Source organism: Streptomyces sp. NPDC050704, assembly GCF_040654355.1.
Taxonomy (GTDB): Bacteria; Actinomycetota; Actinomycetes; order Streptomycetales; family Streptomycetaceae; genus Streptomyces.
The window spans coordinates 55240-75488 of record NZ_JBFAHW010000027.1 but is presented as its reverse complement, the minus strand read 5'-3'; the positions used below and the strand labels follow the sequence as shown (position 1 = coordinate 75488).

Here is a 20249-nt window from a genome sequence, read left to right as displayed (position 1 = left end):
CGGCCGTACGGTACGGGGGTCAGGTGAGGTCGCCGAACTGGCTGTCGATGTAGGCGAGAACCTCGTCGGCGGTGGCCGCGTGGAGCGTCTCCCCGCCGTCGGCCGTTTCGGCCGCGGCGGACGTGGGGGCGTCGAGCCGGTGCAGGATTCTGCGCAGTCGGTCGGCCACCTCGGCATGGTCCGGATCGTCGGGTGTCAGTGCTTCCGCGGCCGTCTCAAGACGGTCGAGGTCGCGTCGCAGCCGCTCCTGCGGGCCGGGCCCGGCGGGCACGGCCTGCCGGAGCAGGTGGTCGGCGAGTGCGACGGGCGAGGGATGGTCGAAGATCAGCGTCGCCGGGGCGGTCAGTCCGGTCGCCGACCGGAGCTGGTTGCGCAGTTCGACCGCGGTGAGCGAGTCGAAGCCCTGGTCCTTGAACGCCTGGTCGGGATCGACGTCGTCGGCCCGTGCGTGGCCGAGGACCTGGGCGGTGTGGTCCAGGACCAGGGCGAGGACGTAGGCGGTGCGCTCGTCGGCGGGCAGCGCGGCGAGCCGGGCGGCGAAGTCGGCGCCGGGGTCCGCGGCCCGGTGCCGTACGGCGGTCGCGGCGCGGCGCGGGCCGGTGGCGAGGAGTTCGCGCAGCAGGGCGGGCGCGGGCCGGTCCCGGTGGCGGGCGCGGAGTGCGGCGAGATCGAGGGGGGCGGCCGTGACCGTGCGGCCCGAGGCGGTGAGCGCGGTGTCGAAGAGGGCGAGGGCGCGCTCGGTGGACAGGGCGGTGGTGCCGGTACGGCGCAGCCGCTCCCGGTCTCGTTCGCCGAGCGCGGCGGTCATGCCGCTGGTCTGCTCCCACAGGCCCCAGGCGATGGACACGGCGGGCAGTCCGTCGGCCGCGCGCCGCTCGGCGAGGGCGTCGAGGTAGGCGTTGGCGGCGCAGTAGTTGGCCTGTCCGGCGGCGCCGAAGGTGGCGGAGGCCGAGGAGAACAGCACGAAGTGCGACAGGTCCAGGTCGCGGGTCAGTTCGTGCAGGTGGCGGGCGCCGTGGGCCTTGGCGTGCAGGACGGGACCGAGGCGGTCAGGGGTGAGGGAGGTGAGGACTCCGTCGTCGACGGTTCCGGCGCAGTGCACGACGCCGGTGAGCCGGTGGCCGTCGGCGGCGATCCGGTCCAGCAGGGCGCCGACGGCGGCGCGGTCGCCGATGTCGCAGGCCGCGACGCGTGCCTCGGCGCCGGCTGCGGCGAGGTCGGCGAGCAGCGCGTCGGCGCCCGGGGCGGCCGCGCCCGAGCGGGAGGTCAGCACGAGTCGCCGGACGCCGTGCCGGGCGGCCAGGTGGCGGGCGACCTGGGCGCCGAGGGTGCCGGTGCCGCCGGTGACGAGGACCGTGCCGTCCGCGGCGGGGCCGGGGGCGAGGGTGAGGACCGCCTTGCCGACGAGGCGGGCCTGGGCGACGGCCCGGAACGCCTCGGGCGCGCGGCGCACGTCCCAGGTGGTGACGGGCGGCGCCGTGAGGTCGCCGTCGGTGAAGAGCGCGGACAGGCCGGCGAGTATCTCCTGGATGCGGTCGGGGCCCGCGTCGCCCAGGTCGAAGGCCCGGTAGCGGACGCCCGGGTGGTCGGCGGCGACCTGGCGGGGGTCGCGCGGATCGGTCTTGCCGATCTCGATGAAGTGGCCGCCGCGTGGCAGCAGTTCGAGTGAGGCGTCGATGAACTCGCCCGCGAGGGAGTTGAGGACCACGTCCATGCCCTCGCCGGCGGTGTACGCGAGGAACCGCTCGCGGAAGCCGGTGTCGCGGGAGTCCGCGATGTGCGCGTCATCCAGTCCGGCCGCGCGCAGCGCGGGGTGTTTGGCGGCGCTCGCGGTGGCGAACACCTCGGCGCCGAGATGCCGGGCGAGCCGGACGGCCGCACTGCCGACGCCGCCCGCCCCGGCGTGCACGAGGACGCGCTGCCCCGGGCCGAGCTCTGCGAGGTCGCGCAGCCCGTACCAGGCGGTCAGGTAGGCCACGGGCACGGCGGCGGCCCGCGCGAAACTCCACCCGTCGGGTACGGGGGCCAGCAGCCGGTGGTCGGTGACGGCGACCGGCGAGAAGGCGGCGTCCAGCATGCCCATGACCCGGTCGCCGGGCACGAACCCGGTGACGCCGGGACCGGTCTTCAGGACCACTCCGGCGCCCTCGATGCCGAGTTCGGCCTGTCCCGGATACATGTCGAGGGCGATCATGGTGTCCCGGAAGTTGACTCCCGCTGCGCGGACGGCGATCCGCACCTCGCCGGGGGCGGGCTCCCGTTCTACGTCCGGGTGGTGGACCAGCGCCAGGTCGGTGATCGAGCCGCGGCGGGTGGAGTCCAGCCGCCACGGGCCGGACGGTTCGGGTTCGGTGAGGGGCGCCCTGTCCGTGGCGCGCAGCAGGCGGCGGCCGTGGAGGCGTCCGGAGCGGACGGCGAGGTCGGGCTCTCCGCAGGCGAGGGTCTCGGCGACGGGCAGTTCGACGGGTGCTGCTCCGTCGGCGTCCAACAGCAGGAAGCGGCCCGGGTGTTCGGCCTGTGCGGCGCGGACCAGGCCCGCCGCGGCGGCATGGGCGAGCGCCTCGGCCGCCCCGTCGGTTCCACCGGTCCCGTCGGTTCCGTCGCCGGGCCGGACCGCCTCCCCCAGCAGGCCCGCCTCCGGTACCGTCGCGGCCCCTCTGGTGACGACCACCAGGGGCGTGTCGGCGAACCGTTCCTCGGCCAGCCACTCCTGAAGCAACCGCAGTACGAAGGCGGTCGCGTCCTGCACATCGCCGGGCGGGCAGTACGCGACCACGGCGTCCGGCCGCCCCGCGATCCGGCCGGGGCAGGGGTGTCCGTCGTCGGTGACGGGCAGGGCGAGCCACTCGACGGGGGCCGTCGCCCCGGCCGGCGGCAGGGCGGTCCAGCCGATCCGGAACAGGGCGTCGGGATCGGCCGGGCCCGCGCCGGCCGGCAGCCGGTCCGGCGTCACCTCGCGCAGCACGAGTCCGTCGACGGTGACCACGGGAGCGCCCGCGACATCCACCGCCGTCAGCGCGACCGACCCGTCCGCGCCTCGGGTCAGCCGGACCCGCAGGGCGTCGGCGCCGGTCGCGTGGACCCGTACGCCGGTCCAGGTGAAGGGCAGCCGGGCGGGCGTGCCGGGCGGCAGGTCCACGCCGAGGGCGTGCAGGGCGGCGTCCAGCAGGGCGGGGTGCACGGTGAACCGCGCTGCCGACGTCCGTTCCTCCTCGGGCAGTTCCACCTCGGCGAACAGCACGTCCGGTGTGTCGTCGGCGCGCCGTACCGAGCGAAGGCCCTGGAAGGACGGCCCGTAGTCGAACCCGGCCTCGATCAGGCCCGGGTAGAAGTCGTCCAGCGGAACGGGCGTGCAGGCGGCCGGCGGCCAGGCCACGGCAGGGACGGGCTCCGCTGCCGGCACCGGTGCCGAAGACGTGGCGGGCGACGTCGTGGGGGTCCCCCCGGGCGAGCGCGGCCGAGCGTGGGGGGACGTGCTCTCGGCGTGCCGGCCGGCGGCCCCCGCAGCGGCCTCCGTACCGGACGTACTCGGGTCTTCGGCCGGTGCGGCGAGTGAGGGCACCAGCACTCCCTCGGCGTGCCGTGTCCAGGGCCGGTCGTCGTCCGGTGGGCCGTCAGCATTCGTCGAATCGTCGCCGGCTGCGGCCGCGACGGGCCGGGAGTAGACGGCGACCGTGCGGCGCCCCGCCCCGTCCGCCGTTCCCACCACGAGGTGGAGGTCGGCTGCCGTGTCGCCGGGCAGCGCCAGCGGGGTGTACAGGGTCAGCTCGGACAGCTCCGGGCAGCCGAGCCGCTGCCCGGCCCAGCACGCCAGGTCCAGGAAGGCGGTGCCGGGCAGCAGGACGGTGCCGAGCACCGTGTGGTCCGCCAGCCAGGGATGCGTCGCCGCCGAGAGCCGGCCGGTCGCGAAGGCCTCGCCGCCGGAGGCCGGGACGAGCCAGGTGTGCAGCAGGGGGTGGCCGGCCGCGCCCAGTCCCGCGGCGGCCAGTGTGGCGGCCGAGGGCGCGCCGTCGGTGCGCGGCCAGTAGCGGCGGCGTTGGAAGGCGTACGTCGGCAGCTCCGTGCGCCGGGCTCCGGTTCCGGCGAACACCGCGCGCCAGTCGACGTCGGCGCCGCGCACGTGGAGCCGCGCCAGCGCGGACAGCAGCGCGGTCGCCTCGTCCCCGTCCCGGCGCAGCGCCGGGACTCCGGCCAGCTCCGGTTCGCTCTCCTCCACCATCGACATCAGCGAGCCGTCGGGGCCGACCTCCAGCACGGTGCCCACGTGCCGGGTCCGCAGTGTCCGGACGCTGTCGGCGAACCGGACCGTGGCGCGTACGTGCCGTATCCAGTAGTCCGGGGAGCACAACTCCCCCGCGGCCACCTGACCGGTCACGTTCGACACGACAGGGATGGTCGGCTCGTGGAACGCGACGCCCGCCAGCACCTCGGCGAAGTCGTCCAGCATCGGCTCCATGAGCGCGGAGTGGAACGCGTGACTGACCGTCAGCTGTTTGACCCGGCGCCCGTCCGCGGCGAACCGCTCGGCCTGCTCCCGTACCGCGTCCCGCACCCCGGACAGCACCAGCGAGGAGGGGCCGTTCACCGCCGCGACCGACACCCCGGGCAGGTCCGCGATCTCGGTCTCCGCGGCCTGGACGGCCCACATCGCACCGCCGGACGGTAGCGCCTGCATCAGCCGGCCCCGCGCCGCGACGACCCGGCAGGCGTCCCGCGTCGACCACACGCCCGCCACGTGCGCGGCGACCAGTTCGCCCAGCGAATGTCCCAGCAGGACATCCGGTCGTACCCCCCACGACTCCAGCAGCCGGAACAGGGCCACCTCCACGGCGAACAGCGCGGGCTGGGCCACCCCCGTGGTGTCCAGCTCGTCCGCCGGGCCGTCGAACACCGACTCCTTCAAGGGGCGCGGCAGCAAGTCCCCGAAGGCCGCGCACACTTCGTCGAAGGCGGCGGCGAACACCGGAAAGGCCTCGTACAGTTCACGCCCCATCCCGATCCGCTGCGATCCCTGGCCCGAGAACACCACCGCGAGGCCCGCCTCGGCGGCCACCCCGCGCAGGAGCCCTCGGACGGGACGGTCCTCGGCCAGCGCGTCGAGGGCGGCCAGGGCGGACTGCCGGTCGGGGGCCGGCACGGCGGCTCGGTGATCGAGTGCGGCGCGGTGGACGGCCAGCGTCAGGCCGACGTCGTGCAGGGACGCACCGTCTCCCCGCTCGGCGTCTGCCTTCATGGCGTCCCGCAGGCGGGCGGCCTGAGCACGCAGGGCCGCCGGCCCCCGCGCGGACAGGAGCAGGGGTACGGCGGGGAGCGGCCGGGCGGGGTCCGCCGACGGCACATCCTCGGGGATCTCTTCGAGGATGACGTGGGCGTTGGTCCCGCTGATCCCGAACGCCGACACACCCGCGCGGCGTGCCCGCCCCGTCCGCGGCCACTCCCGTTCCTCCGTCAGCAGCTCCACCGTGCCCGCCGACCAGTCGACTTCGGGGGTGGGCTCGTCGACGTGCAGGGTGCGGGGCAGTACGCCGGTCCGGAGCGCCAGCACGGTCTTGATGATTCCGGCGACGCCCGCGGCGGCCTGCGTATGACCGATGTTCGACTTCAACGACCCCAGATACAGCGGCCGTTCACGGTCCTGCCCGTACGCCGCCAGCAGCGCCTGCGCCTCGATGGGGTCGCCCAGCCGGGTGCCCGTGCCGTGTGCCTCCACCGCGTCCACGTCGGTCGGCGCGAGCCCGGCGCTCGCCAACGCGTCCTGGATCACCCGCTGTTGGGACGGACCGTTCGGCGCGGTCAGGCCGTTCGAGGCACCGTCCTGGTTCACCGCGGAGCCGCGTACCACCGCCAGCACCGGGTGCCCGCCCCGCCGCGCGTCCGACAGGCGCTCCACCACCAGTACGCCCACACCCTCCGACCAGCCCGTACCGTCGGCGGACGCCGCGAACGCCTTGCAGCGGCCGTCGGGGGCGAGGCCGCCCTGGCGGGCGAACGCCTCGTACGCCACGGCGGTGGACATCACCGCGACGCCCGCCACGAGGGCGAGGCCGCACTCGCCGTCGCGCAGCGCCCGGACTGCGTGGTGGAGGCCGACGAGCGAGGAGGAGCAGGCCGTGTCGACGGTGACCGCCGGGCCCTCCAGGCCGAGGGTGTACGCGATCCGGCCGGAGGCCACGCTGCCGGCCGAGCCGGTGAGGGCGTAGTCCCGGCCCTCCTCGGTGGTGACGGCGAGCGTGGCGTAGTCGAAGTTCCCCGCGCCGACGAAGACGCCGGTGCGGCTGCCGCGCAGCGACAGGGGGTCGATGCCGGCCCGCTCCAGCGCCTCCCAGGAGGTCTCCAGGAGGAGCCGCTGCTGCGGGTCCATCGCCAGCGCCTCACGCGGCGAGATGCCGAAGAACGCGGCATCGAAGTCGGCGAGGTCGTACAGGAAGCCGCCCTCGGCCGTGGGGACGGAGGCGGCGGGCCGCCAGCCCCGGTCGGCGGGGAAGGCCGTGATGCCGTCGCGGCCCTCGGCGACCAGCCGCCACAGGTCCTCGGGCGAGCGGACGCCGCCGGGCAGCCGGCAGGCCATGGAGACGACGACCACGGGGTCCTCCGCGACCGGGCGGGCGCCGGAGGCCGACGCGGCGGCCAGGGCCGGGGCCGGAGCCGAGGTCGGGGACGGTTCGGTGACCAGCAGCACGCGCAGGGCGGCGGCCACGGCGGCGGGGGTGGGGTGGTCGAAGACGAGGGTGGTGGGCAGTCGCAGGCCGGTGGCCGCGGTGAGCCGGTTGCGCAGGTCCACGGCGGTGACGGAGTCGGTGCCGAGGTCGCGGAAGCTGTCGGAGGCCGTGATCGCGTCGACGCCCGCGTGGCCCAGGGCGGCGGCCGTGGCGGACCGTACGAGATCGAGCAGCAGACGGTCGCGCTCGCGCTCGGTGAGGCCGGTCAGCCGTCCGGCGAGGGCGGAGGTGTCCGCCGTACGCCCCTGGGGCTCGGCGGTGTGCGCCGCGGGGGCGGCTTCGGGGATCTCGTCGATGAGGGTGCGGCGCCGGGCGAGGCCGAAGCTCCGTCCGAACGCCGCCCAGTCCATGTCCGTGACGGCCGGCTGGGTCTCGTCGCGGCCCAGGGCGTCCCACAGTGCGGTGAGGGCGGTGTCCGGCTTCATGGACCGTACGCCGATCCGCTCGAACACGCGCTGGATCCTGTCGTCGACCATGCCGCCGCCGGCCCAACTGCCCCAGGCCACCGAGGTGGCGGTCAGTCCGCGCGCGCGGCGGCGGGCGGCGAGGGCGTCGAGATGGGCGTTGGCCGCGGCGTAGGCCGCCTGGTGGGAACCGCCCCACACGGCGGCGACGGAGGAGTACAGGACGAAGGCGTCGAGGTCGTACCCGGCGAGGAGTTCGTCCAGATGGCGTGCACCGTCGACTTTGCCCGCGGCCGTCGCGGCGAGGTCGGCGGGGGTGGTCGTGTCGAGCCGCTCCAGAGCGCTGACGCCCGCGGTGTGCACGACGGCGGTGAGCGGGTGCTCGGCGGGGATCGCCGCGAGGACGCCGGCCAGCGCGTCGCGGTCGGCGGCGTCGCAGGCGGCGAGGGTGACGCGGGCGCCGAGGTCGCGCAGTTCCCGGGCGAGTTCGCCCGCGCCGGGCGTCTCGGCGCCGCGGCGGCTGGTCAGCACCAGGTGCTCGGCGCCCTCGCGGGCCAGTCGACGGGCGACGTGACCGCCGAGGGCACCGGTCCCGCCGGTGACCAGCACCGTGCCGCGGGGTCGCCAGCCGCGGGCGGGCCGGACGGTGCGGCGCGGGGCCCGGACGAGACGGCGGACCCGGGGTCCGTCATCGCGCAGTGCCCATTCCTGCTCGTCTCCGGGCTCGGCGAGTACGGCGCACAGCGTGCGGGCGGCAGCGGCGTCGAGCCGTGGCGGCAGGTCGACCAGACCGCCCCAGGCGGCGGGCGCCTCCAGCCCGGCGACCCGGCCGAGTCCCCAGATCTGCGCCTGTTCAGGGCTGATCTCCGCCTCGGCCGGGCCGTCGGAGCCGTCGTGGGTGGTGACCGCGCCCCGGGTCAGGCACCACAGCGGGCCGGTCGTGCCGGCGTCCAGGGTGGCCTGTACGGCGGTCAGGGTGGTGGCGACGCCGACCGGAACGGACGGATGGCCGGGGTGGGGGGCCGCATCGACTCCGAGGAGCGAGACGACTCCGGCGGCGGGCCCGTGCGCGCGCAGCAGCCCGGCGAGTTCCTCGCGTCCGGTCGCGGCGTCGACCGGGATCCGCTCCACCCGGGCGGCGCCGTGCTCGGACAGGGCGGACGCGGCCCAGGAGACCAGGTCGGCGCCGGGGGCGTCTGCTCCACCGGGCACCAGGAGCAGCCAGTCCCCGGAAAGCGCGGCCCCCTCCGGCGCGGGCACGGCCTTCCAGGTGACCCGGTAGCGCATGCGGTCGAGCACGGCGGTCTGCCGGGCGTCGGCCCGCCACGCGCCCAGGGCGCGCACGGTGCTGTCGAGGGAGTCGTCGGCCGGTACGCCCAACTGCTCGGCGACGGCGGGCAGGTCCCCGCGGTCGACGGCCTCCCACAGGGCGGCGGTGCCGGGGTCGGCAGCGGTCTGGTCGGGTCGGTCGAGCCAGTGCCGGGAGCGCTGGAAGGCGTACGTGGGCAGTTCGACGCGGCGGGCGCCGGCGGCGCAGCCGGTGAGCAGGGCCGTCCAGTCGACCGGTGCTCCGTGCGTGTAGGCCTCCGCGAGCGCCTCGACGAACCGTTCGGGCCGGCCGCCCGGCCCACGGCGCAGCGTGCCGAGGGCGGCGGCGCCGTCGGTGCCGGAGGGCGATGCGGCGATGCCCGCGGTTCCTGTGTGCTCGGTGCCTGTGTGCTCAGTGCTTGTCTGCTCCGTGCCGGTCTGCTCGATGCCGGTGTGCCCGGTGACGCTGTCGATCGTGCCCTGGAGGGCGGCGACGAGGACCGGGTGGGGGCTGACCTCGATGAACAGGGTGTGGCCGTCGTCCAGGAGGGCGCGGGTGGCCTCCTCGAAGCGGACGGTGTGGCGCAGGCTGCGGTACCAGTAGCCCGCGTCGAGCCCGGTGGTGTTCAGGCGGCTGCCGGTGAGCGGTGAGTAGAAGGGGGTGGCGGCGGCGCGGGGCCGTACGGGGGCGAGGAGTTCGGCGAGCCGCTCCTCCAGGACATCGACCCGCCGCGAGTGGGACGCGTAGTCGATGTTGACACGGTGGGCGCGCACCCCGTCGCGCGCGCAGTCGGCCGCCAGCTCGTCCAGCGCGCTGTCATCACCCGCCACGACCACCGAGGAGGGGCCGTTGACGGCGGCGATGTCGAGGCGGTCCGGTCGGCCGGCCAGCCGGGCGCGCGCGGCGTCGGCCGGTTCGGTGAGCGACAGCATGCCGCCGCGGTCGGGCAGTTCGGTCAGTGCCCGGGAACGCAGGGCGACGACACGGGCGCCGTCCTCCAGGGTCAGCGCACCGGCGACGACGGCGGCTGCGATCTCGCCCTGGGAGTGGCCCACGACCGCGTCCGGCCGTACACCGCAGGACGCCCACAGTTCGGCGAGCGACACCATGACCGCCCACAGTGCGGGCTGGACCACGTCCACCTTCGTGAGCAGCTCGGCGGCGTCGGGGGCGCGCAGTACGTCGGTGAGGGTCCAGTCGGTGAACGGGGCGAGGGCCGCCTCGCACGCGGCCATCCGGCGGGCGAACACCGGGGAGGCGTCCAGCAGGTCCACCGCCATGCCGGCCCACTGGGAGCCCTGGCCGGGGAAGACGAGGACCGTGCGGGCGGGGCCGGAAGCGGTGCCGCGGACCACTCCCGGCACGGTGGCGCCGTCGGCGATCCGCTCCAGCAGGACGTGCAGGCCGTCGCCGTCGGGGGCGAGGGCCACCGCGCGGTGTTCCATGGCGGTCCGGGTGGTGGCGAGCGACCGGGCGATGTCGGCGGGTGACGCGTCGGCCGCGGCCGACCGGGCGTACCGGTGCAGGGTGCGGGCCTGGGCGCGCAGCGCCGCCTCGGAGCGGGCGGTGAGCGGCCAGGCCAGGAAGGGCGGCGCGGCGAAGGGCTCGGCGCGCGGAGCTTCGGGACCGGCCGGGTCGATGCCGTCGTCGGCGGGCGGCTGTTCGACGATGACATGGGCGTTGGTGCCGCTGATCCCGAACGACGACACGGCCGCCCGGCGCGGTCGCCCCGTCTCCGGCCAGGGCTGAGGCCCCGTCAGCAGCTGTACCGCGCCCGAGTCCCAGTCCACCTCACCGCTCGGCTCGGCCACGTGCAGGGTCCTCGGCAGCACGCCTTCCCGGAGGGCCAGCACGGTCTTGATGACCCCGGCGGCACCGGCGGCGGCCTGCGTGTGTCCGATGTTCGACTTCAACGAGCCCAGATGGAGCGGCCGTTCACGATGGTGTCCGTATGTCGCCAGCAGCGCCTCGGCCTCGATGGGGTCTCCGAGCCGGGTGCCGGTGCCGTGTGCCTCCACCGCATCCACGTCGGCGGCGGTCAGTCCCGCGTCGGCGAGCGCGGCCCGGATGACCCGCTCCTGCGCGGGGCCGTTGGGCGCGGTGAGGCCGTTGGACGCGCCGTCCTGGTTGACCGCCGAGCCCCGGACGACCGCGAGGACCGGATGGCCGTTGCGGCGAGCGTCCGACAGCCGCTCGACGAGCAGCAGCGCGGCGCCCTCGGACCACCCCGTGCCGTCCGCGCCCGCGCCGAACGCCTTGCAGCGGCCGTCCGCGGCCAGCCCGCCCTGCCGCTCGAAGCTCAGGAACGTGCCGGGCGTGGACAGTACGCACACCCCGCCGGCCAGGGCCAGGTCGCAGTCACCGCGCCGCAGCGCGTCGGCCGCCAGGTGCAGGGCGACCAGGGAGGACGAGCAGGCGGTGTCCACGGTGACCGCCGGGCCCTCGAAGTCGAAGGTGTAGGCGATACGGCCGGAGGCGACGCTCGCCGTCGTACCGGTCAGGACGTGTCCGCCGACGTCGTCGGGTGCCTCGTCCAGCCGGGGTCCGTAGTCCTGCGCGACGAGCCCGGCGAACACTCCGGTGCGCTTCGCGGCGGCCGACCGGGGGTCGATCCCGGCGCGCTCGAAGGCCTCCCAGGCGGTCTCCAGGAGCAGCCGCTGCTGCGGGTCCATGGCGGCGGCCTCGCGCGGTGAGATCCCGAAGAACGCGGCGTCGAAGCCGGCCACGTCCGGCAGGAAGCCCCCGGGGAACGAGACGTCCCAGCCGCGCTCGGCGGGCACCTCACCGATGGCATCGCGGCCGGCGGCCACGAGTTCCCACAGGTCCTGCGGGGAGTTGACGCCCCCGGGCAGCCGACAGGCCATGCCGACGATCGCGATCGGCTCACGCAGGCCGGCCTCCGCCCGGCGCAGCCGCCCCCGGGTCTCGTGCAGTTCGGCCGTGACGCGCTTGAGATACTCGACCAGCTTCTCTGCTTCAGCCATGTCCCGTCACTCTCCGAGCTCTTGCCGGCCGGCACCGAATGTCTGGTCGCCGAATTCCCGGTGACCGGTTGCCTGTTGACCGAATTCCTGGTGACCGAATTCCTGGTCGATGAAGGAGAAGATCTCGTCGACGCTCGCTGCCTCCAGTGCCGTGCGGACGCCCTCGTCTCCGGCCGGTCCCGGGGTGACGGCCGGAGCCGTGAGGGCGTACCGCTCCTCGCACCGGGCGAGCAGGGCGCGCAGCCGTTCTGTCACGCCGTCCAGGTCCAGCTGGTCGGCGGGCGCGTTCGCCACGCGTTCCTCCAGCCGGCCGATCTCGTCGGTGAGGGATCCGGTCGCGGGCGCGGCGGACGGGCCGATCCGAGCGCGCAGATAGCGGGCGACCGCCTGCGGGGTGGGCTGGTTGAACAGCAGCCCGGCGGGCATGCGCCGGCCGCTGGCCGTGGTCAGCCGGTTGCGCAGTTCGACCGCCATCAGCGAGTCGAAGCCCAGTTCCTTGAAGGTGCGGGCCGCTTCGACGCGCCTGCCGTCGCGGTGCCCGAGGACCGCGGAGGCGTGGGCGCGGACTTGTTCCAGGAGCAGGGTCTCCTGCTCCTGGTCGGAGCGGCCGGTGAGCAGCTGGTCGAGGGTGGTGCCGCCCGATGCGGACTCGGCCGTGGCGGTAGCGGCCGCGGCGGGGTCACGCCAGGCGGATCCGGCCAGTTCGCGGTGGAGCGGAAGTCCGTGCCCCTCGTGTGCCGCACGGCGCACGACCGGCAGGGACAGCGCCAGCGGCACACGCAGGGCCGGACCCGGCCGGAGCAGCGCGGTGTCGAAGAGCGCCAGCCCGTGCTCCGCGTGGAGGGGCAGCAGCCCCGTGCGACCCATGCGCCGCAGATCGGTCTCGGTGAGCCGGCCGGTCATGCCCCCAGTGGGAGCCCATGGGCCCCAGGCGAGCGACACGGCGGGCAGTCCCCGGTCCCGGCGCAGTTGGGCCAGGGCGTCGAGGAAGGTGTTGCCCGCCGCGTAACCGGCCTGCCCCGCCGCCCCGTTGACGCCGGAGACGGAGGAGAACAGCACGAAGGCGGACAGGTCGGCGGCTGCGGTCAGTTCGTGCAGGTTCCAGGCGGCGTCGATCTTGGGTCGCAGCACGCGGTCGAGGTCGTCGGGGTCGATGGCCTCGACCACCGCGTCGTGGATGACGCCCGCGGTGTGCACGACCGCCGTCAGCGGGTGCTCGGCGGGAATGTCCGCGAGTACGCCGGTCAGCGCGGCCCGGTCCGCCGCGTCGCAGGCGGCGACGGTGACGTGCACGTCCGGATACGTCCTGAGTTCGGCGAGTGTCTCCCGGGCGTTCGGCGCGTCGGCGCCCCGGCGGCTGATGAGCAGCAGTCGGCGGGCCCCGTGCCGGGTCACCAGGTGACGGGTGATCAGCCGTCCCAGAGCACCGGTGCCGCCGGTGAGGAGAACGGTGCCGTCGGGGTCGAAGGCTCGCTCCGCGGCTGCGGTGGCCGGTGGCGCGGGCCGTACCATCCGCGGGGCGCGCAGTCGGCCGCCGCGCACCGCGAGCTGCGGTTCACCGCAGGCCACGGCAGCGGGCAGGGCGGCTCGCGAGGCGGGGTCGTCGTCGAGGTCGACCAGCAGGAAACGGCCGGGGTGTTCGGTCTGAGCGGAGCGGAACAGGCCCCAGACGGGCGCCTGTCCGGCGTCGCACGGGCCGCCGTCGACCGCGACCGCCCGCCGGGTGGCGACGACCAGTCGTGTGTCGGCGAGACGCTCCTCGGCCAGCCAGGCCTTGACCAGCAGGACGGCCCGATGCGCGGCGGTACGAGCGACCTGGGCGACCTGGTCCGTTGCGGCAGCGTCCGGTCCGGTACCGCAGAACGCGACCACCACATCGGGCGGGGGGCCGGCTGCGATCAGCGAGGCCAGGTCCGGATGGTGCTCGGCGCCGGGCAGGACCTGGGAGCGGGCGTCGGCCGGGACGGGCCCCATGTCGCCGACCGTCGCCCAGCGCGCACCCTGCCTGCCGGGCGCTGCTTCAACGGGACGCCAAACCACCTCGAACGGCACGTCACCGTCGTACGCGCCCCGCGTCGCACCGGCGTCGACCGGCAGGGGGCGCGGGACGAGCGCACCGATGACCGCCACGGGCCGCCCTTCGCAGTCGGTGAGCCGGACCGCGACGGAGCCGATGTCAGTGCCGGGGCCCGGGCCAAGGCCGGGGCCGGTGTCAGTGCCGGGGCCGAGGCCGGTGTCAGTGCCGGAGCCGGTGTCAGTGCCGGGACCGGTGTCATCGTCAACGGGGGTGATCCGGGCCCGCAGGCGGCCGGTCGCGGACCTGGACACGGTGACCCGGCGGTACTCGGCCGCGAGCCAGGTCCCGGCGCTGTCCGGCCGGGCGATCCGCAGAGCGTGCAGCACACCCTCCAGCACTCCGGGGTGCAGTGCGAACCCGCCGGGGTCGGTGCCGTCCGTCTCCGGCGGCGTGAGTTCGGCCCAGACCTCGCTCCCGCGTCGCCACACCTCGACCGGCCCGGCGAAGGCCGGCCCGTACGCCGTCCCCGCTGCGGCGGCCCGGTCGTGGTGATCGGCGATCGACTGCCCGCCGACCGGCTCGGCGCCTGCCGGCGGCCACTCCCCCGGTTCGCCGGTGGGGGTGGCGGCCTGGGGCGGACCGGCGGCGAGCACTCCCTCGGCGTGCCGGGTCCACGAAGCGGTTCCGCCCTCGGGACGGGTGTGCAGGGACACCGGGCGTCGGCCGTCGGCACCGTCCGCCCCGACCACGACCTGCACCTCGAGCGCTCCGTGCCCGGGCAGCACGAGGGGTGCGGCGGGCCGCAGTTCGAGGACCTGTCCGGCGCCGGTCTCCCGCGCCGCGGTGACGGCGAGGTCGAGGAGCACGGAGTCGGGTACGAGCGCGCTGCCGTGCACGGTGCGGTCGGCGAGCCACGGCTGGGTGTCCCGGCGCATCCGGCCGCTCAGCAGGGTGTGCCCGGCCTCCGCCAGGGTGACGGCAGAGGTGAGCACGGGGTGGTCGAGCGGTGTCGCGCCGGGCGCGGCCGTGCCGCCCGGCGCGGTGGGAGCGACCCAGTAGCGGCGGCGCTGGAAGGCGTACGTGGGCAGGGCGTCGGGGGCGGCGGTCGGGTGTCCCGCGAAGACGGCGCCCCAGTCGGGGCTGTGGCCGGCGAGGTGCAGCCGGGCGGGCACGGCGGCGGCGCTCCGCGGCTCGGGGTGGTCCCGGCGCAACACGGGCACGATCAGCGGTGAGGCCCGCACCGCCTCGGCGGCTTCGGCGGCTCCGGATGCCTCGGCGGCTTCAGCGCCCTCCGCGGCCAGGGACTCCTGGACCATTGCGGACAGCACTCCGTCGGGTCCCAGTTCCACGTACCGGGTCACGCCCAGGGCACGCAGTCGACGGACGCCGTCGTGGAAGCGGACGGTGTGGCGGACATGGCGGACCCAGTGGCCGGGCGAGCACAGGTCGCTCTCCCCCGCAGGTTCCCCCGTCAGGTCGCTGAGCACGGAGAGGGCCGGCGGGTGGTAGGTGACCGAGCGGGCGACCTCTTCGAATCCGGCGAGCATCGCGTCCATGTGAGGTGAGTGGAACGCGTGGGAGACCCGCAGTATCCGGGTCCGGCGGCCACGCCCGGCCCAGCCGCGCGCGATCTCGTGGACCGCTTCGGTGTCCCCGGAGATCACCACGGCCGTCGGGCCGTTGACGGCTGCGAGGGCGACCTCGTGCTCGCGTCCGGCGAGTTCGGCCAGGACCTCCTCCTCAGCGGCCTCGACGGCTGCCATGGCTCCGGTCCCGGGCAGCGCCTGCATCAGCCGGCCCCGGGCGGCGACGAGCGCGCAGGCATCGGCCGGCGACAGGACGCCGGCCACGTGCGCGGCCGCGAGCTCCCCGACGGAGTGCCCGAGCAGGTGGTCGGGGGCAAGCCCCCAGTGCTCCAGCAGCCGGAAGAGGGCCACTTCGAGGGCGAACAGGGCCGGTTGGGCGTACTCGGTGCGGTCGAGCAGTTCCGGCTCGTCGGCCAGCACCTTCAGCAGGGGGTGCGCCAGGTGCGCGTCGAGGTGTGCGGCGATGTCGTCCAGGGCGTGCCGGAAGACGGGCTGGGCGGCGTACAGCGCCAGGCCCATGCGCGGCCGTTGACTGCCCTGGCCGGTGAAGAGGAACGCGGTCCGTCCCGTATCGGCCACCGACCGGAACACGGTGGGGGTGCGTGCCCCGGCGCCCAGGGCGTCGAGCCCGGCCAGCGCCTCCTCGCGGTCGGCGGCGACGACAGCGGCCCGGTGCGGCAGGGCGGTTCGGGTGACGGCCAGCGCGTGTCCGATGCCGCCGAGCACGGCTCCCGGCGGGGCTCCGGCCAGCCGCGTCCGCAGCCGGTGGGCCTGGGCCCGCAGCGCGTCCTCGGTCGCGGCCGAGAGGACCAGCGGCACCGGGACCCCGGGGACGCTGTCGGCCTCCACGGGTGACGCCTGCTCCAACTCCCGTGCCCAAGGCGCCTGTTCGAGGATGACGTGGGCGTTGGTGCCGCTGATCCCGAACGACGACACACCCGCCCGGCGCGGCCGTCCCGCCTCCTCCGGCCACGCCCGGGCCTCGGTCAGCAACTCCACCGCACCCGCCGACCAGTCCACCTGCGGCGACGGCTCATCCACATGCAGCGTCTTCGGCAACGTCCCGTGCCGCATCGCCATGACCGTCTTGATGACTCCCGCCACACCGGCCGCGGCCTGGGCGTGACCGATGTTGGACTTCAACGACCCCAGATACAAAGGACGTTCGCGGTCCTGTCCGTAGGTGGCGAGCAGGGCGTGCGCCTCGATGGGGTCGCCCAGCCGCGTGCCCGTCCCGTGCGCCTCCACTGCGTCGACGTCCCTGGGCGAGAGGTCCGCACTCGTCAGCGCGTCCCGTATCACCCGCTGCTGCGCCAGCCCGTTCGGCGCGGTCAGCCCGTTCGACGCACCATCCTGATTCACCGCCGAACCACGCACCACGGCCAACACCGGATGCCCATTGCGACGAGCGTCGGACAACCGCTCGACAAGCAGCACACCCACCCCCTCCGACCACCCCGTCCCATCCGCCGCCGCCGCGAACGCCTTGCACCGACCGTCCGCCGACAACCCGCCCTGCCGCGAGAACTCGGTGAACAGCCCCGGGGCGGCCATCACCGCCACTCCTGCGGCGAGCGCCAGCGAGCACTCCCCGCGCCGCAGCGACTCGGCGGCGAGATGGAGGGCCACCAGGGAGGAGGAGCACGCGGTGTCCACCGTGAGGGCCGGGCCTTCGCAGCCGAAGACGTAGGAGAGGCGGCCGGAGAGGACTCCGGCCGTGTTCCCGGTGAGCAGATGTCCGCGCAGGTGGTCCGGGGACTCGTGGAGCCGGGGTCCGTACTCCTGGGACATGGCGCCGACGTAGACGCCGGTCCGGGTGGAGCGCAGTGCCGACGGGGCGACGCCGGCCCGTTCCAGTGCCTCCCACGCGGTTTCCAGGAGGAGCCGTTGCTGGGGATCCATCGCCAGTGCCTCGCGCGGTGAGATGCCGAACAGTTCGGCGTCGAACTCGGCGGCGTCGGCGAGGAAGCCGCCGCGGTGCCCCGCGTCGCCCCAGCCCCGGTCGGACGGTGGCGCGGAGATCGTGTCGGTCCCGTCCAGGACGTTCTGCCACAGCTCCTCGGGGCTGTTGATGCCGCCGGGCAGGCGGCACGCCATGCCGACGACCGCGATCGGCTCGTCGGCCCGGGGGGATACCGGTCCGGGCACCGTCATGGAGCCGGTGGCCGGGTCCCGGCTCAGATGGTGGGCCACGGCCGTGGGTGTCGGGTGTTCGAAGAGCAGGGTGGTGGGCAGCCGTCGCCCGGTCGCGGCACTCAGCCGGTTGCGCAGTTCGAGGGCGAGGTGCGAGTCGACACCGAGATCCTTGAAGGTCAGTTCAGGCGCGACGGCGGCCGCGTCGTCATGGCCGAGAACCACGGCCGCCTCGGCCCGTACGAGGTCCAGCAGTTCGGCCGGAGTGGCGTGGGCGGCAGGGGCCGTACGGGTGGGGAGCGCCTGGGTCCCTGACTCCACCGCGGCTTCGGCGGACGGCGTGGGGGACGCGGCCGCCGACGGCTGCGGGCGCCGTCCGTCGGGCGCGGCCAGCCAGTGGCGCGAGCGCTGGAAGGCATAGGTGGGCAGCTCGGCGCGGACGGCGGGACGGTACCCGGCGAAGGCCGCCGTCCAGTCCACGTCGGTGCCCCGGACGAAGACCTGGGCCAGGGCCGATGCCAGCTGGTCGGGGCCGCCGTGGTTGCGGCGCAGGGTCGGCACCACCACGGGATCGACGCCCGCCCCCTCGGCCGCGGCGGCCACCGCGGTGGTGAGCACCGGATGCGGGCTGATCTCGATGAAGGTGCGGTGTCCCGCCTCGGCCAGCGCGGTGACGGCGGACGCGAAGGAGACCGTCTCCCGCAGATTCCGGTACCAGTAGCCGCCGTCCAGGACGGGTTCGCCCTCCCCCCGCGTGACTCGTCCCACGGTGGAGTGGAAGGGCACACGGGCGGGGAGCGGGGTGACGTCGGCGAGGGCCGCCAGGAGTTCGTCGCGGACCGCCTCGACGTGCGAGGAGTGGGAGGCGTAGTCGACCGCGACCCGGCGTGCGCGGATCTCGTCGGCGGCGCAGGAGGCGAGCAGTTCCTCCAGCGCGTCCGGCGAGCCGGACACGACGACCGAGCCGGGCCCGTTGACGGCGGCGAGCTCGATGTGGCCGTCCAGATCCGCCAGCCGGGCCAGTACCGCCTCTTCGGACTCGGGTACCGCCACCATGCCGCCGTGTCCGGAGAGCCGGTGGCCGATCAGCTCGGCGCGGCGCACGACGATCCGCGCCCCGTCCGCCAGCGAGAGTGCGCCGGCCACACAGGCGGCGGCGACCTCGCCCTGCGAGTGGCCGACGACCGCGGCCGGCTCGACGCCGTACGAACGCCACACCTCGGCCAGGGCGACCATGACGGCCCACAGGACGGGCTGCAGCACGTCGACCCGGTCGAGACCCGGTGCGCCGGGTGCCGCACGCACCACGTCGGTCGGGGACCAGTCGACGCAGCCGGCGAGGGCCTGCTCGCACTGGGCCCAGCGGGCGGCGAACGCCGGTTGCGCGTCGAGGAGTTCCACCGCCATGCCCGCCCACTGCGCGCCCTGGCCGGGGAACACGAAGACGGGGCCGGGCCCGGCCGGGGGCGCGGCCGGGCCCGGAGCTGTGACGACGGCGGGCGCGGAAGCGCCCCCGGCGAGCGCGGCGAGGCCGGTCAGCCGCGCGGGGCGGTCGGGTCCGAGGACCACCGCACGGTGGGCGAAGGCGGTACGGGTCGTCAGCAGGGCGTGACCGATGTCGACGAGGGAGCCGGGCTGGTCCGCAGCCACGGCGTCCAGCAGCCGCTGAGCCTGGCCGGCCAGGGCCTGCGGGGTGCGGGCGGAGAGCACCCACGGCGCGGCTTCGGGGGCCGCCTCGCTGTCGGAGTCGGAGTTGGAGTTGGAGTCGGCGAGCGCGGACGGTCCGCCGTCCCAGGAGGAGAGCACCACATGGCAGTTGGTGCCGCCCAGGCCGAAGGAGCTGACGCCCGCGACGCGCGGTCCGTCGGCGTCGGGCCAGGGCTCGGTGGTGCGCTGGACGGTCAGCCGCAGGTCGTCCAGTGGGATCCGGGGGCTGGCAGTCTCGTGGTGGAGGGTGGGCACCAGCCGTCCGTCGCGCAGGCACAGCAGCGTCTTGACGAGTCCGGCGATGCCGGCCGCGCCCTCCAGGTGACCGATGTTGGTCTTGACCGAGCCGACCCGCAGCGGCCGTGCCGCGGGGCGGGCGGTACCCAGAGCGGCGCCGAGCGCGGCGGCCTCCACCGGGTCGCCCTCCGGTGTGCCGGTGCCGTGCAGTTCGACGTACTGGAGCGCGCCGGGGTCGGTGTCCGCCCGGGCGCAGGCGAGCAGCAGCACCTCCCGCTGGGCCGCCGGGTCGGGGACGGTCAGGCCGTTGCCGCCGCCGTCGTTGTTGACGGCGCTGCCGCGGATCAGTCCGTGGATCCGGTCCCCGTCGGCGAGCGCGGCCGAGAGCGGTTTGAGGACGACCAGGCCACCGCCCTCACCTCGTACGTATCCGTTGGCGCGGGCGTCGAAGGTGTGGCAGCGGCCGTCCGGGGAGAGCGCGCCGAGCCGGGCGACGGCGAGGGTGCTCTCCGGGGACAGGATCAGGCTGACGCCGCCCGCGAGGGCGAGCGTGCACTCGCCGCGGCGCAGGCTCTCGACGGCCAGGTGGACGGCGACCAGCGAGGAGGACTGACCGGTGTCGACCGTCAGGCTCGGGCCCCGCAGGCCGAGCGTGTACGAGACGCGGTTGGCCAGGAGGGAACGCTGCAGCCCGGTGAAGGTGTGCGCGGTGACGGCGTCGGGTCCGTACTCCTGGACCAGCCGGGCGTAGTCGTCGGCGATCGCGCCGACGAAGACGCCGGCGCGGCCGCGGTCGAGTCCGGCGGGAACGGTGCCCGCGTGTTCCAGCGCCTCCCAGCCGAGTTCCAGCAGCAGGCGCTGCTGCGGGTCCATGGCGGCGGCCTCGCGCGGGGAGACGCCGAAGAACCCGGCGTCGAACCGGTCGACGTCGCCGAGGAATCCGCCACGAGCCGGGACCCCGGGCACGTCGGGGACGATGTTCCGGCGTCCGGCCGGGACTTCGGCCACCGCGTCGCCGCCGCGGACGAGCAGCGCGGCGAACTCCAACGGGTTCCCGGCCCCCGGCAGCCGGCACGCGATGCCGACAACGGCGATCGCCTCGGACACACCCGGCATCCGTTTCCCTCCACGTCGAGAACGTATGTGGACGGCA

The 20249-nt window shown here is 75.4% G+C and carries 2 protein-coding genes; both read right to left on the bottom strand.

Translation table 11 applies throughout. The features are described from left to right. Nucleotides 1-19: 19 nt before the first annotated feature. A complete protein-coding gene (locus AB0I18_RS18230; protein ID WP_363106506.1) occupies nt 20-11416 on the bottom strand; it encodes a type I polyketide synthase in 11397 nt (3798 codons plus the stop codon). A gap of 6 nt (nt 11417-11422) precedes the next feature. Beyond that, nucleotides 11423-20212, bottom strand: coding sequence for an SDR family NAD(P)-dependent oxidoreductase (locus AB0I18_RS18225; protein ID WP_363106505.1), 8790 nt, complete (start codon nt 20210-20212; stop codon nt 11423-11425). Nucleotides 20213-20249: the final 37 nt, after the last annotated feature.

Coding starts and splice junctions, on each gene's coding strand:
- AB0I18_RS18230 (WP_363106506.1), bottom strand. CDS start 11,416: ATGGCTGAAGCAGAGAAGCTGGTCGAGTATCTCAAGCGCGTCACGGCC.
- AB0I18_RS18225 (WP_363106505.1), bottom strand. CDS start 20,212: ATGCCGGGTGTGTCCGAGGCGATCGCCGTTGTCGGCATCGCGTGCCGG.